11 protein-coding genes are annotated in these 14,792 nt (G+C 34.9%); 6 read left to right on the forward strand and 5 right to left on the reverse strand.

The window, feature by feature from the left end:
• Position 1: 1 nt before the first annotated feature.
• A complete protein-coding gene (locus tag ABFR62_08965; protein MEN8138552.1) occupies positions 2–709 on the reverse strand; it encodes a Crp/Fnr family transcriptional regulator in 708 nt (235 codons plus the stop codon).
• 78 nt (positions 710–787) lie between these two features.
• Between ABFR62_08965 and ABFR62_08970 the strand changes: the two genes are divergently transcribed.
• The 3 genes from ABFR62_08970 (at position 788) to ABFR62_08980 (ending at position 5,490) form a co-directional block, all read left to right on the forward strand.
• Positions 788–3,172, forward strand: coding sequence for a heavy metal translocating P-type ATPase metal-binding domain-containing protein (locus tag ABFR62_08970; protein MEN8138553.1), 2,385 nt, complete (start codon positions 788–790; stop codon positions 3,170–3,172).
• A gap of 152 nt (positions 3,173–3,324) precedes the next feature.
• Positions 3,325–3,744 carry a dCMP deaminase family protein gene (locus tag ABFR62_08975; GenBank protein ID MEN8138554.1) on the forward strand — a complete coding sequence of 140 codons (420 nt, stop codon included), beginning with the start codon at positions 3,325–3,327 and terminating at the stop codon, positions 3,742–3,744.
• Positions 3,745–3,876: 132 nt separating this feature from the next.
• The gene (locus ABFR62_08980) at positions 3,877–5,490 is read left to right on the forward strand and encodes a S41 family peptidase (protein ID MEN8138555.1); all 1,614 of its coding nucleotides are present in this window, start codon (positions 3,877–3,879) and stop codon (positions 5,488–5,490) included.
• Here ABFR62_08980 and ABFR62_08985 read toward each other — a convergent pair.
• From ABFR62_08985 to ABFR62_08995, 3 genes are all read right to left on the reverse strand, one after another.
• On the reverse strand, positions 5,487–5,672 hold the full coding sequence (locus tag ABFR62_08985; GenBank protein MEN8138556.1) for a hypothetical protein: 186 nt from the start codon (positions 5,670–5,672) through the stop codon (positions 5,487–5,489). The two genes, ABFR62_08980 and ABFR62_08985, sit on opposite strands and share 4 nt — an antisense overlap.
• Before the next feature lie 251 nt (positions 5,673–5,923).
• Entirely contained in the window at positions 5,924–6,358 is a 435-nt protein-coding gene (locus tag ABFR62_08990) for a GNAT family N-acetyltransferase (protein MEN8138557.1), read from the reverse strand.
• A 20-nt stretch (positions 6,359–6,378) separates the two neighbouring features.
• Positions 6,379–8,574 carry a tetratricopeptide repeat-containing sensor histidine kinase gene (locus tag ABFR62_08995; GenBank protein MEN8138558.1) on the reverse strand — a complete coding sequence of 732 codons (2,196 nt, stop codon included), beginning with the start codon at positions 8,572–8,574 and terminating at the stop codon, positions 6,379–6,381.
• Between the two features lie 69 nt (positions 8,575–8,643).
• Between ABFR62_08995 and ABFR62_09000 the strand changes: the two genes are divergently transcribed.
• From ABFR62_09000 to ABFR62_09010, 3 genes are all read left to right on the forward strand, one after another.
• Positions 8,644–9,207, forward strand: a complete 564-nt coding sequence (locus ABFR62_09000; protein ID MEN8138559.1) for an NUDIX hydrolase — start codon at positions 8,644–8,646, stop codon at positions 9,205–9,207.
• 174 nt (positions 9,208–9,381) lie between these two features.
• On the forward strand, positions 9,382–10,242 hold the full coding sequence (locus ABFR62_09005; protein MEN8138560.1) for an MBL fold metallo-hydrolase: 861 nt from the start codon (positions 9,382–9,384) through the stop codon (positions 10,240–10,242).
• A 49-nt stretch (positions 10,243–10,291) separates the two neighbouring features.
• Positions 10,292–12,148 carry a M1 family metallopeptidase gene (locus ABFR62_09010; protein ID MEN8138561.1) on the forward strand — a complete coding sequence of 619 codons (1,857 nt, stop codon included), beginning with the start codon at positions 10,292–10,294 and terminating at the stop codon, positions 12,146–12,148.
• Between the two features lie 403 nt (positions 12,149–12,551).
• On the opposite strand, the gene ABFR62_09015 is transcribed toward ABFR62_09010, so the two are convergent.
• Positions 12,552–14,609 (reverse strand): acetate--CoA ligase family protein, encoded by a 2,058-nt coding sequence (locus ABFR62_09015; GenBank protein ID MEN8138562.1) that lies wholly within the window; start codon positions 14,607–14,609, stop codon positions 12,552–12,554.
• Positions 14,610–14,792 lie beyond the last annotated feature (183 nt).

Genomic DNA, 14,792 nt, shown 5'->3' on the forward strand with positions numbered 1-14,792 from the left:
CTTAATCATAAACATTTCCAATCTTAGCGAGCTTGGGTTTATTTATCAATTTTATTTTTCGTCCTTTTAATATTATCAGCTTATCTTCTTTAAACTCAGATAAAAGTCTGATTGTAGATTCGGTTGCAGTACCTACAAGATTGGCTATTTCCTCTCTTGTAAGAGAAACATCAAGATTCCCCTCCTCGTTTATTCCAAAAGTTTTCTCAAGAATAAGCAACATCTCTGCTAATCTCTCTCTTACGGTTTTCTGAGCGAGATTTGTAATTATTTTTCCTGCCTCACCCAATTCATGACAAGCTATTCTCATCAGCTCCATCGAAAAACGTGAATTCAAATCTATAATATCAAATAGCTCCTGCCGTGGCACAAAGCATGCATAAGTATCTTCAAGAGCTGTAATTGAAGCTGAAAGTGGTTCATCACTCAAGATAGATCTATAACCTAACATATCTCCGCTTTTTGCAAAACGAATAATCTGTTCTTTACCTTCTATTCCTAATTTATGTGTTTTGCATTTTCCTTTTTGGATGCAATAAACCCCATTAGGTTTATTACCTTCATGCATTATTATCTGTCCTTTTTTAAAAACAACACAAGTTTTGCTATCAGCAATAATGTCTAACTGTTCTTTAGTCAGTGTATTAAAAGATGTGATGTCCTTTACCGGACACTGGTGGCATCTTACATTATTATCATTACATTCCATGTGGACAAAGATAATTTTTTTTTGATGATAAATGTCATAATTGCTTAAAATTGCATAATCAAATTATTATAACTTTTTATGAGCCTGGAAAAACATAAATGCTATCATTGTGGTGCCGATTGTGCTGATGATTCTATAAAAATAGGAGACAAGATTTTTTGCTGTAACGGTTGTAAAACCGTATACGAAATACTCAATGAGAATGAAATGTGCTCTTACTATAATATTGATGATATGCCGGGGATAACACCCAAAGGAAAATTTAAAGGCAGATTCGACTTTTTATCGAATGAAGATATCTCAAAAAGTTTACTGGATTTTAATGATAACGGAATTAGTGTAGTTACCTTCTTTACACCATCAATGCACTGTAGCTCATGTATATGGTTACTTGAAAATCTTAACAAACTAAATCCGGCAGTAATATCATCTCAGGTTAACTTCCCTAAAAAAACGGTCCGTGTAACATTTAAGGATAGTGACACAGGTTTGCAGGATATAGCCGAATTAATGGCTGCTATTGGATATGAACCGGTCATAAATCTAAATGATTTAGAAAAAGATCAGAAAAAGGTTGACAGGTCATTGATATATAAGGTTGGAGTGGCGGGCTTTTCGTTCGGAAATATAATGTTGCTGGCTCTTCCTGAATATTTCGAGGTAAGCGAATTTTGGCTGGATCAGTTTAAGCCTTTTTTCAGATGGATTATGTTGGCCTTATCAATTCCTGTGCTGGTATATTCCTCGAGCGATTATTTTGTATCTGCATATAAGGGGTTAAAGCACAAATTTATTAATATCGACGTTCCAATTGTTTTAGGAATTCTGGTACTGTTTTTCAGAAGTTCATACGAAGTTATTAGTCATATCGGATCGGGTTATTTTGATTCACTCACCGGATTGGTTTTCTTTTTATTGTTAGGGAAATTTTTTCAGGATAAAACATATAAATCTCTCTCTTTCGACAGAGATTACAAATCATATTTTCCCGTTGCTGTTACCAGAATATCAAACGGAAAAGAAGAAAATGTACAGGTTTCAAAATTAAATCCAACTGATAGAATATTGATAAGAAATGAAGAACTGATACCTTCCGATTGTGTTTTGATCAAAGGAAATGCTATGATAGATAATTCTTTTGTCACAGGAGAGGCTAAACCGGTTTCAAAAAAAGTTGGGGATAAAATATTTGCCGGGGGGAAACAAATTGGTGAAGCTATAGAACTGGAAGTAATTAAAACCGTATCTCAAAGTTATCTGACTCAATTGTGGAATCACGATGTTTTTAGCAAAGATAATGGTGATAATTTTAAATCACTTACTGACAGTATCTCCAAATATTTTACATTTTTTATTTTGGCTCTGGCAAGCGGTGCGGCGGCATACTGGTATTTAACAGGTCACCTGTCAATAGCGGTTAATGTATTTACAGCCGTCTTAATAGTAGCGTGTCCGTGCGCTCTGGCTCTTTCTTCTCCGTTTACAATGGGAAACATGTTGAGAATTTTTGGCAGGAACAGATTTTATGTAAAAAATGCCGAAACCTTAGAAGAAATTGCCAAGATTGATCACGTTGTTTTTGATAAAACAGGAACTATCACACAAAATGAAAAATCAAAAATTACTTTTACCGGAGATGAATTAAACAGCGATGAGAAAATAAAGTTAAAATCTATTCTTCGTCAATCAAACCACCCTTTGAGCAGAACATTATATGATAACATTTTTGCTTTTGGCAATGCCGAAACATCATCTTTCGAAGAGATTCCCGGTAAAGGGATAAAAGCACTGATTGAAGGAGATGAATATTGGATAGGTTCAGCTGAACTTGTAAATGAGAAAAATGGAATAGACCTAAATCAGACCAGAGTTTACGTTAAAATAAAATCATCCCTTAAGGGGTATTATTTATTCGAGAATACTTACCGAGATAATTTAGCTGATGTATTCAACGCATTTTCAGATGCTAAAATAAGTATACTTTCAGGAGATAATTCAGGGGAAAAGGAAAATTTGAAAAAGATTACACCATTAGGTACAGAATTAATTTTTAATCAAAAACCTGAAGGGAAGCTTAATTTCATAGAAGAACTTCAGAATAGTAATGAAAAAGTAATGATGGTTGGTGATGGCCTGAACGATGCCGGAGCACTTATGCAAAGTAATGTTGGAGTAACAGTTTCCGAAAATATAAATTCATTTTCACCGGCATGCGATGCTATACTCGATGCTGAAGTTTTTGATAAATTCCCTACATTCATCAAACTCTCCTATCAGGCAAGAAAAGTTGTAATTTCAAGTTTTGTCTTGTCCTTTTTATATAATAGTGTTGGATTGTATTTTGCTGTAAATGGACTGTTATCACCAATTGTAGCAGCTATTTTAATGCCAATAAGCTCAATATCTGTAGTAGTTTTTGTTACCGCAATAACAAACTATCTGGCTAAGAAGAATAACTTATAATATAACAAAACTAATAAACCGGAGTTGCCTGAATGTTAAGTCGAATTTAGATATTAGTATTATTATCTTAAAATAAAGCCAAAGATCATAATCATTGGTAGATTATTCAGACTTATTAATTAACTTGCTTATTCCAAAAATTTCTATCAAAGATGAGTGAAAAGAAAAATCGTTACGATAAAGCATATATGAATATGGCCAGTGAGTGGGCCAAACTTTCTCATTGCAAACGCAAACAGGTTGGTGCTTTAATCGTAAAAGATCGAATGATAATTTCTGATGGTTATAACGGAACACCAACGGGCTTTGACAATGAATGTGAGACCCCCGAAAACTCAACGAAATGGCATGTGTTACACGCCGAAGCTAATGCCATTTTAAAAGTAGCAGGATCAACACAGTCGTGCAAAGATGCTACCCTTTATGTTACTCTTTCGCCTTGTAAAGAATGTTCTAAATTAATACACCAGTCAGGGATAAAACGCGTTGTTTATAATATCGGATACAGCGATACTGAAGGAATTGATTTTTTGGAAAAAGCCGGTGTGGAAGTGGTGAAATTGGATGTATAATTATTTTTTGATGAAATCAAGGACGACAAAACTCATTCAATACTTTCTGTGTAAATTTTGTTGTACTAACGGTACGAATCCCGACAAGTGTATAACCGGACGGATATGACCAATATGAAACAATTTTAAAAGATGAAGAAACTAATAGAAAACGGATATGGACCTTTACTTTTTGGAGTCGCAATTGCCATAGGGGTCTTTTTAGGAGGATTACTCAACTTCGATCCTCCAACAAAGTCTTTGTTTAGTGTGAACTTCAAAAACCAGAAAGTACAACGATTAATAAATTTCATAAACAATGAGTATGTTGATGAAGTAAATACCGACTCCATCCTCGATGTTACGATAAATAGTATACTGGAAAACTTAGATCCGCACTCAACTTATATACCGGCTGATATACATCAACAGGTAATAGAAAATATGGAGGGAAGTTTTGTTGGTATTGGTATTGAATTTAGAATGTACCGCGATACAGTTATTGTTATCAATGTTCTCAAAGGCGGGCCTTCTGAAAAAGTTGGTTTACACAATGGCGACCGAATACTTATTGCTGATTCAGACACTCTTTTCGGAAGAAAAATAATAAGCGATTCCGTTGTAACTAAATTAAAAGGTATCAGTGATAGTGAAGTTGACCTTACGATATATCGGCCTACTTCTAAAGAACTTCTCAAAAAGAAAATTATCCGCGGTAAAGTTCCAATAAAGAGCGTAGATGTAGCATATATGATTAATGACTCATTAGGCTATATTAAAATAAACAGATTTGCCGGTTCTACTTATGAGGAATTCAGTAATGCCCTTGATAAATTGCAAAATGAAGATGTTAAATCATTAGTTTTGGATTTGCGGAACAACCCGGGAGGCTTTATGCATACTGCGAAAAAAATTGCCGATGAATTTTTGCCTTCCGACAAATTAATTGTTTTTACCAAAAACAGAAAAGGAGCCGTAGACGAAGAATTTTCAAGTGGTGAAGGAAGGTTTAAAAAAGGAAATCTGTACATCTTAATTAATGAAAATTCTGCATCAGCTGCAGAGGTTGTTGCCGGTGCTTTACAGGATAATGACAGAGGGACAATTATAGGTCGCAGATCGTTCGGTAAAGGATTAGTACAGCAAGAATTGGATTTAGGTGATGGGTCGGCCGTAAGACTTACCACAGCAAGATATTACACTCCAACAGGACGTTCTATACAGAAACCGTATGTAAATGGAGACAGCTCTTATGAAGATGATTTAACAAAACGAATACATAACGGGGAACTTTTGGATGCCGACAGTATAAAAGTTAACGGAGACCTTAAGTTCATCACTCCAAAAGGTAAGATAGTTTATGGAGGAGGAGGAATAATCCCGGATGTATTTGTTGCTGTAGATACTACACAATACGAGAGTTGGTTATATGCTGCTATCAGATATTCTAACTTAAACGATTTCTTTCTAAATTATGTAGATGCAAACCGAAGTGAGTTTGAAAAAATGGGGTATTCAAACTTTAGAAAAGATTTCAACTCCGAAAACAAAGTTTACAGTGATTTCGTTAAATACCTTGATGCAAGAGGTATAAAAACTACTGATGATCCAATTTCCAGATCGATGTTGAGCATAAGAATTAAAGCGTTTGTTGCAAGATTAGTCTGGGGAGATGAGATGATGTATCCTATTTGGGATACCATTGATCCTATGCTGACAGCGGTAGATAGCCTGGAAAAAGATACTACTGACAGTAATAAGAGTTAAATATCATCTGAATTATCTTTTTCATTTTCTCTGACAGATAAAAACCAAAAAGCAATAGAAGCAATAAGAGCAGATATTAAGAGTATTATAAATATTGAATCCGAAGCACTGGACGTCATCAGTTTATTTGCAATAAACATAATAGATATAAATACTATAAAGAATATTATCACTCTTTTCATTCGGTAATAATTTATTTTTATCGGTCAGATGCCTGTCTGACGTTGTCCGTAAGGCAGAGCTTATAGCTGATCTAAAAAAAAACAGATTTACAGACAAAAATTAATCCATTCATTCATGAATAGATGCGGAATAATTATTGTCGTTTGAGATATAGGTTGTGATTAAAGTAAAGAAGAATAAAAATAATAAAACTATAAAAGAATTCCTAGAATATACGTAGTTAATTTCCTACAAATATTTATATAGTAAATTATATCAATATCATATCAACATGTGGAATTCCATCTTCGAGATATTCCTCACTGTTATTAATAAAACCAAGTGATTGATAAAATTTATTTAAATATACCTGTGCCCCAATCTTTATTGGCTGTTTAGGATATTTTTCTTTCAAAAAATTTATGGCTTCCTCCATAATTTTTCTTCCCAGATTAAGGCTCCTGTATTTAACATCAACTACTACTCTACCTATGGAAGGATACTCATAAGTGACATTGGGTGGGAGTATTCGTAAGTAGGCTGCCAAATTCTTTCCCTCAAAGAGTAACAAATGCCAGGCCTTCTGATCATTATTATCTGCATCCAGATAATAACATTTCTGCTCTACAACGAAAACTCTTTCGCGAAGATTAATTATCTGATATAACTCAGTTGTGCTAAGCTCTTCAAAAGTCTTGATAGTCATCTGCTAATATTTCAGTGTTGTTAAGCTACCTTACCACTGGGAAAAGCCATGATAAATTTGATTCCTTCTCCTTCATTTGCATGCTCCCAATGAATTTTACCATTCATTTTCTCAACAATTTTTTTAGTAACAAAAAAACTGATAAACATACGGTCCAGCTGCTTGTTACTTGACTTTAATGAGTTGTTATTTATTGATAAATCAGAATTAAACACTTTCTGATTTATATTAAAATGCGATGAATAAAGAATAATGTTTTTCTCTTCTAAAGTCTCCGTGGTCAATACATCAACCTCTCCCTTATTGGCGTAATCAACAATAGTTTTCATCAGGTGATCGATTGCATTTGATATAAGTTCTCTACTTTGATTGAACCATATTATATCACTACTCTCATTCATTGATAACCTCAAATCACGGGCTTCAGCCTGATTTAAATGATTTTCAATTATTTCATCGATCAGCTGATTAACCTCAAACTCATCCCTTGGAACTACTTTTTTCTTATCTTCAATATTGTATAACTCCGTTACGGAGTTGATTATTGCATTCAATCTAAAAGTACTTGTAGTTATAAGTTCAAGTTGTTCGTATAACTCGAAATTCTCTTCATTCTCATCTTTAAGAATTCCAACTAAACTCTGAATTTCAGCAATTGGGGTTCTTAATGATTCACTGATGTTTTTTAGTAAGTCCGACTTAATCCTACTTACATCTTCTTCATTCTTCTTCGAATTAGCCAAAAGCTTATTGGACTCCTGCAATTCTATTGTTCTTTCATCCACCAAATCTTCCAACCTGTCGTTTAATCTCTTATTTGAGTAATACAAATAAAATATCAGACTTAAAACAACAAGTACCAGAATCACTATTAGTTTCAGGTAGTTGGAAAGTGTTTTATTTCTATCTCTTTCTAATTCAATTTTTTCTTTCTCCTGCGAAAGTAAATTCAGCTCTATTTCCTTTTTGTTAATTGCGTATTTATCCTCCATTTCAGAAGCAATCTGAGCTTTCTTCAGGCTGAAGGTAGAATCTTTTAATGCACTGTATTGATAAAAGTTGTTATAAGCTTTCTTATAGTCTTTTCTCGCATAATTAATCTGTGCAACATACAGGTAATTTCTCTTAGAAATCTCCAGGAAGTTATATTGAGAACTAATTTCAAGTGACTTCTCAATATATTTATTGGCATTAGCCATGTCCTTCACTTTATAGTAGGCAATTCCAAGACTGTTGTAAACAACCGCAAGTTCATATACTGCCCCTGACTTCAAAAATATTTCCTCTGCAGGAAAAGCGTATTTAAATACATTATCAATATCATCATCCTTAAGATAAATCTCTATATAGCTGGTATATACACGACCCAACCCCAGGTTATTAAGGTAATTTGAATAGATAGTCTCCGACTTTTCTAATTCAACTATCGCAGAGTCAATCTGATTAATAGATGTATGCATTGATCCCAACAACAAATAATCATTGGCAAGTTGAATTTCATCTTTCTCTTTTTTATTGATAACAATTGCAATATCAATATATTTTCTTGCCAAATTATATTCTCCAAGCTTGAAATATACCTGACCAATACGATTATTTAAGTTCGCAATTTCTTTATACTTTTTAAGAGGTTCTAAAAGCTCTAATGCTTCAAAATAATAACTCAGCGACTTAATATAACTATTTAGATTCATGTGTACTTCCCCCAGATTAAAGGAAGTACTAGCCAGTATATTGTTATCTACTTTAAGTGACTTTTTAAGCCTCATACTTTTCTCAAAATAGACTAATGCCTTGTTGTAGTCATTAACCCAGTTTTCGTAGTATAAGCCCAGGTTATTAGTTATTTTAGCAAGTCCTAAGCTATCATCAGATAAAGTATAGAATTCATAAGAAATAGAATAATTTTCTTTAACCTGATTTCCTAAGCCTTGTTGGAAATATAGATTTCCCAAATATCTGTACGAATCGCCAAGACCTGAGTAAAGATTATTTTTCTTACCAATGTCAATGGCTTTTTCCAGATATACAAAAGCAGCCGAGGTGTCGGTTTTCCAGTGTTTTATGGATTTGTTATTGAGGAAATCAACTTTACTTTTAGGAGTATCATAGGCATCCAACATAACATCTAAACTATCGCTTTCTGTTTGGGCGAAAGTTGAAGCTGCAATGATAATTGGTAAAATTAGGGCAAATATATAGTTACTTTTAAACAAATTATTTTTTTTGTAATTTCCAACATCTAAATTTAGAACAAAGTTTGGTATTAATAAGCACTTAAACATATGAATATTGACGAAAACAGCAATCCGTGGTTAAGCCTTGAAAAAACTGACATTTACGAGAATGCATGGATAAAAATAGACGAGCATAAGGTTAAAAATCCTAACAACGGTATAGGAATTTACGGTCAAGTACACTTCAAAAATTTTGCTGTAGGAATTCTTGTATTAGATGAATATTATAATACTTGGTTAGTTGGTCAATTTAGATTTCCTTTGGATAAATATTCCTGGGAAATTCCCGAAGGTGGTGGCCCCCTAAATAAGGCTCCTATTGAATCGGCCAAAAGGGAATTGAAAGAAGAAACAGGAATAATTGCAAATAAATGGACTACTCTAATGGAAATGGATCTTAGCAACTCTGTTACTGATGAATCAAGTATCTGTTTTGTGGCTCAGGATCTTGAATTTGGCGAAGCTATGCCGGAAGAGACCGAACAACTTCAGTTGAAGAAAGTTTCTTTTGATGAAGCATACAATATGGTTATGAACGGAGATATCAGAGATAGCATTTCGGTCGCTGCCATTTTAAAAACAAAAATATTAATCGAAAAAGGAGAACTGTAAATGTTTTTTTTGTTAAAATAAAACATAATGTCACCCCCATTAAAAAAAAATTCACACCGACAGTGAATATTATAATTTGGGGGAAGAGCATGTCGCTCTATAGATATAAATGGGGATACCACCTGCCTGCGTGATGCAGTCAGGCAGGTATGACCGAAATATTAAATTATATACATGAAAATATATCCAATAGAAACAGGTTTTTTTAAATTAGACGGAGGAGCTATGTTTGGCGTTGTACCAAGAGTACTTTGGGAAAAAACCAATCCTGCCGACAGTAAAAATCAAATAGATTTGGCTATGCGCTGTATGCTAATCGAAGATGGAAAAAGATTGACATTAATAGATAATGGCCTCGGTAATAAGCAATCAGATAAGTTTTTCGGCCACTACCATTTATGGGGAGATGCAACATTAGATGGATCTCTTGCAAAATACGGCTTCCACAGAGATGACATTACCGATGTTTTTATAACTCACCTACATTTCGACCATGCCGGCGGCAGTATCGAATGGAATAAAGAAAAGACTTTTCTTCAGCCGGCTTTTAAAAATGCGAGGTTTTGGTCGAATGCTGATCATTGGAAGTGGGCAACAGAACCTAATCCACGTGAAAAAGCATCATTCCTGAAAGAAAATATAAACCCGATTAAAGATAGCGGACAGTTAAATTTTTTCGATTTTAAAGACAATAACTTACTGGAAAATTCTGAACTGGGCTTCGATATCCTAAGAGTTGACGGCCATACAGACGCCCAAATGATTCCGATAATAAATTATCAGGGTAAGAAACTTGTTTTCATGGCCGACTTTCTGCCAACTTCCGGACATGTTCCTCTTCCCTATGTAATGAGCTACGATACACGCCCTCTTATTACAATTGATGAAAAAGAAAAATTTATGAAAGAAGCGGCTGATAATAATTATTTCCTGTTTCTTGAACATGATGCCTATCACTCAATGTGCACAGTAAAAAACACTGATAAAGGTGTCAGACTAGATCAAACAATAAACTTTGAAGATGTTTTTAGGTAAAATCTACTACTTTTGTAAGCTCTAAAAAACACGAAAACACTTAATCTATATGCTAAGAACATTAGTACTGCTGTTACTTATCACTATTAGTAAAACAGCACTCTCTCAACCCGACTATTGGCAGCAAAAAATCAAATACGAAATGGATATCGACGTTGATGTCGATAATTATAAATACACAGGGAAATCAAAAATCTGCTACTATAACAACTCTCCCGATACTTTGAGGAAGGTTTACTTTCATCTCTACTTTAATGCATTCCAACCCGGAAGCGAAATGGATGTGCGTCAGCAAAACCTGCCTGATCCTGACAGGAGAATAGGAAGTAGAATCAGTAAACTGAAGGAAGATGAAATCGGATATCAAAAAATTATAAGCATAAAACAGGGTAATGTTCCATTGGCGAATAAAATAGAAGGGACTCTTATGGAGGTGAAACTTAACAAGCCAATACTTCCGGGTTCGAAAACAATTTTATTTATTGAAAATGAAGCCCAGGTACCTGTTCAAATACGACGTTCGGGAAGAGACAACTCAGAAAATATAAAACTTTCCATGGCACAGTGGTATCCTAAAATGGCCGAATACGATAGAGAAGGATGGCACCTGGACGCATACATTTCCCGTGAATTCTACGGTGTTTATGGCACTTTTGACGTGAAAATCAGTATTGACAAAAATTATACAATTGGCAGTACCGGGGTTCTGCAAAACCCTAAGAATATTGGACACGGTTATCAAAAGAGAGGAAGTAAAACAGATATTGGTAAATCAAAAAAATTGCAATGGCACTTTAAGGCAAAAAACGTTCACGATTTTGCATGGGCTGCCGACGACAATTACCAACACGATATAAGAGAGCTGAATAACGGTACAAAACTCCATTTTTTCTTCAAAAAAGGAGATAAACAAAGAACTGCCAATTGGAGAAAAATGCAGGATAAAATGATTACTGCTTTCACATTTATGAATAATAATTTTGGTGAGTATCCATACAAACAATTTAGTTTTATCCAAGCCGGTGACGGAGGAATGGAATACCCTATGTCGACGCTGATGCTTGGAAATGGCAAAAATGTGGAGGGAATGGTAGGTCTGGCAGTTCATGAAACTCTACATTCATGGTATCATGGAGTATTAGGTACAAATGAGCAGAAATATCCGTGGATGGACGAAGGTTTCACAACCTGGGCTGAGAACCTTACAATGGCTCATCTTTACGAAAGACTAAGTGAAAAACCACATAAAAGAACTTATCGGGGCTATTTGAGTTTACAGAAATCGGGAGACAAAGAACCCTTATCTACAAAAGCCGATTTTTTTAAAACCAACTTCAACTACGGGCAATCAAGCTATAGTAAAGGTGCAGTGTTTCTAGCCCAATTAGCTTATATAATCGGTGAGGATAATTTACGTATTACGATGCTTAGGTATTTTAATGAGTGGAAGTTTAAACACCCTACATCAAATGATTTTAAGAGAATTGCCGAGAAGGTATCCGGAATGCAGTTGCAATGGTATTTTGACAAGTGGATCCTTACAAACCAAAAAATTGACTATGCAATAAAATCTGTTGTGGGCAAAGGCAATAATACAAACATAGTTTTATCAAAAATAGGAGATATTCCAATGCCTCTCGATATTACAATTATACTGGATAACGATGATGTGAAAAGCTATTATATTCCTTTGAGGATGATGAGAGGAATAAAGAAAAATGAAAGCGGATACAAGCGTGATGTTCTAAATTCATGGCCTTGGGTTTATCCCGAATATTCATTTATGGTTAACATTCCGAAAGATAAAATTAAATTCATAGCCATCGATGTTAGCGAACGCATGGCTGATGTAAAAAAATCGAATAACTACTACCCTAAAAAAGAAGATATATTCAGAGGAAATTAGAATGAAGCTACGGGCGTGCCCCCTAAAGGGGTCGGGCTTTCGGCTATATCTTTTTATTGCAACAGCAATAAAAAGGATGCCGCCTCTATCCCTCACGCGAAAGAAGATTGCTGAACAGAACCGAGGCCCCCTCACGCGAAAAAAAGCATAAAAAAAAAGACTTAATCCGAAAGGAAGAAGTCTTTTTTTAAACTAACCCAAAATCTTACTATGAAAAACTCACTTAACTACTCTCTGTGAAGTTTAGAAAACAAATGTGCTTGTTTTCTGGTACAAATATGCGACCTAATTTAGCTTCGCAAAGAATAGATTTGACAAGTATATATATTTCCTGACAAACTAGTATTTTTCCATGACAATCAACCAGCTAACCCCTGTGCTTCAGTAAGATAAACTTATTTTTTTACTTTTCCACCCTTATTCTGGCATCAACAGCTATTATATCATCTTTAGTACCCAAAAGTGGATTTAAATCCATTTCTTTTATCTCGGGTGCAATTGTAACCAAAACCGACAGACGTCTTATAACATCAATATATTTTTCAATATTAACTCCTTCCTGACCTCTTACTCCCTCCAGTAATTTATAGCCTTTTAACCTTTTCACCATTGCCTTTGTTTCGTGCAGTGATAAAGGAGCTAATCCGGATTGAACATCTTTTAAAACCTCAATGAAGATCCCTCCTAACCCGGCCATTATCTGGTGTCCAAATTTAGCCTCTGCAATAGCCCCGGCGAACAATTCCATCCCGCTTATCATTGGCTGCATTAATATACCTGTAGCTCCTTTTATTGTAATCATGCGATTAAACTCTTCCATCACACTTTCAATATGATTAACGTTTAAAACTACACCGTCAACATCCGATTTATGAATTGGACCAACTACTTTCATTACCAGCGGGAATGAAAATTTCTCTGCTGTAACGATAGCATCATCAATTGTCTTTACAACTTTTTCGGGCACTCTTTCAATACCTGATGCATCCAAAATGGCCATTATTTCTTCAGAACCAATATAACCATCATCTGCATTATCTATTACTTCTCTTATAGCTTTTTTATCAAGTTCAGGCTTCTCGAACTCAAAAGGCAGAGGTTTATGAGTTTGTTTCCACACTTCTGCCAATGCTTCTCCTAGCATTACCTCATCAGGGAAATTTATATTTCCGGCCTTCTGGAAATTTTTAACCTCCTCAGCGGCATTTATCAGCGATGGAAGAACAGGAAAAATTGGCTTTTTAGAAGATTTTATCTTTTCGTTAAGTACCTTATAAACCTCATCTACATTAAACAGTCCCGGACTTCCAAATACTACCACCATTCCGTCAATATTATCAAACTCATCGTTTACATAATCTATAATAGTTCCCAGTTGCTCCGCAGTACCGGTAGCCAGAAAATCTATAGGATTCTTTACCGATGACCCCGGAAATAAATCTTTCAACAGCCTGTCTGCAGCCTCTCCTTTAATCTCCGGAACATTTAACCCTTTCTTTGAGAGAGCATCAGTAAGCATTACCGCAGGACCTCCGGCATGAGTAATGATAGCTATGTTTTTACCCTTTAATTCTTTATAATAGAAAATTGAACCTGCGGCTATAAGCTCTTCTCTACTTGAACAGTATACAATACCTGCTTTTCTGAACAGTCCTCTAACCGCTAAATCGCTACTTGCCATAGCTCCTGTATGCGAAGAGGCAGCTCTTGATCCGGCCTCAGAAACACCGGACTTGATCGCTGCAATTTTACAGCCTTTGTTAATTAAAGATTTTGCATGTCGAAGAAGCTTACCCGGATTATTGATGCTTTCGATGTACATCAATTTGGTTTTAGCACTTTTTCCGTCTTCATAATTTTCGTCCCAATATTCCAAAACATCTTCTATTCCTGTTTGGGCAGCATTACCAACAGAGTAAACACTATTAAAACGCATGCCTCTCAACATAGCTTTTTCCATAATAAATACAGCTGTTGCTCCTGAACTTGATACAAAATCAACTCCTTTTGGGTCTATTACAGGAATTGGAGTTGTAAATACCCCATTATAATTTCTGTTTAGCACCCCAATACAGTTTGGACCTATCAAAGAAGCATTATTTGTATCTGCCAAATCGGTCAGTTTACTTTCTATTTCTTTACCATTCTCTGATTCCTCTCCAAAGCCCGCAGAAATAATAATAAAAGCCTTCGTTCCCTTTCTTAAAAGTGTTTCAACGGTATCAATGGCAAATCGGGATGCAATTGCAATTATAGCTAAATCACATTGGGGAAATGTTTCCAAATCCGGATATGCTTTCACCCCCTGCACTTCACTCTCTTTTGGATTCAAAACATACAGGTCTCCCTTAAAATCACCGTCCAAAAGATTCCTGAGTATTTTCCCACCGGGTTTTTGTATGTTGTTTGACCCTCCAATTACTGCAATACTTTGGGGATTAATAAGTTGTTCGTTTATCATGACAAAATATTTTTAAGATCGATTTTTGTTTGTACTATTTAGTATGTAAAGTAAGCTTTACTCAATTCAAACATAAAGAAACGTAAATAAATATTGCTCCACAGAATAATGACTAACATTAAAGTACAATAGCTGCCTTACTGATGAAGTCAGGTATGTAACCAAAATATAAATTATTCACAG

The sequence above is a fragment of the Bacteroidota bacterium genome (assembly GCA_039714315.1).
Lineage (GTDB): Bacteria > Bacteroidota > Bacteroidia > Flavobacteriales > JADGDT01 > JADGDT01.

Coding starts and splice junctions, on each gene's coding strand:
- ABFR62_08965 (MEN8138552.1), bottom strand. CDS start 709: ATGGAATGTAATGATAATAATGTAAGATGCCACCAGTGTCCGGTAAAG.
- ABFR62_08970 (MEN8138553.1), top strand. CDS start 788: ATGAGCCTGGAAAAACATAAATGCTATCATTGTGGTGCCGATTGTGCT.
- ABFR62_08975 (MEN8138554.1), top strand. CDS start 3,325: ATGAGTGAAAAGAAAAATCGTTACGATAAAGCATATATGAATATGGCC.
- ABFR62_08980 (MEN8138555.1), top strand. CDS start 3,877: ATGAAGAAACTAATAGAAAACGGATATGGACCTTTACTTTTTGGAGTC.
- ABFR62_08985 (MEN8138556.1), bottom strand. CDS start 5,672: ATGAAAAGAGTGATAATATTCTTTATAGTATTTATATCTATTATGTTT.
- ABFR62_08990 (MEN8138557.1), bottom strand. CDS start 6,358: ATGACTATCAAGACTTTTGAAGAGCTTAGCACAACTGAGTTATATCAG.
- ABFR62_09000 (MEN8138559.1), top strand. CDS start 8,644: ATGAATATTGACGAAAACAGCAATCCGTGGTTAAGCCTTGAAAAAACT.
- ABFR62_09005 (MEN8138560.1), top strand. CDS start 9,382: ATGAAAATATATCCAATAGAAACAGGTTTTTTTAAATTAGACGGAGGA.
- ABFR62_09010 (MEN8138561.1), top strand. CDS start 10,292: ATGCTAAGAACATTAGTACTGCTGTTACTTATCACTATTAGTAAAACA.
- ABFR62_09015 (MEN8138562.1), bottom strand. CDS start 14,609: ATGATAAACGAACAACTTATTAATCCCCAAAGTATTGCAGTAATTGGA.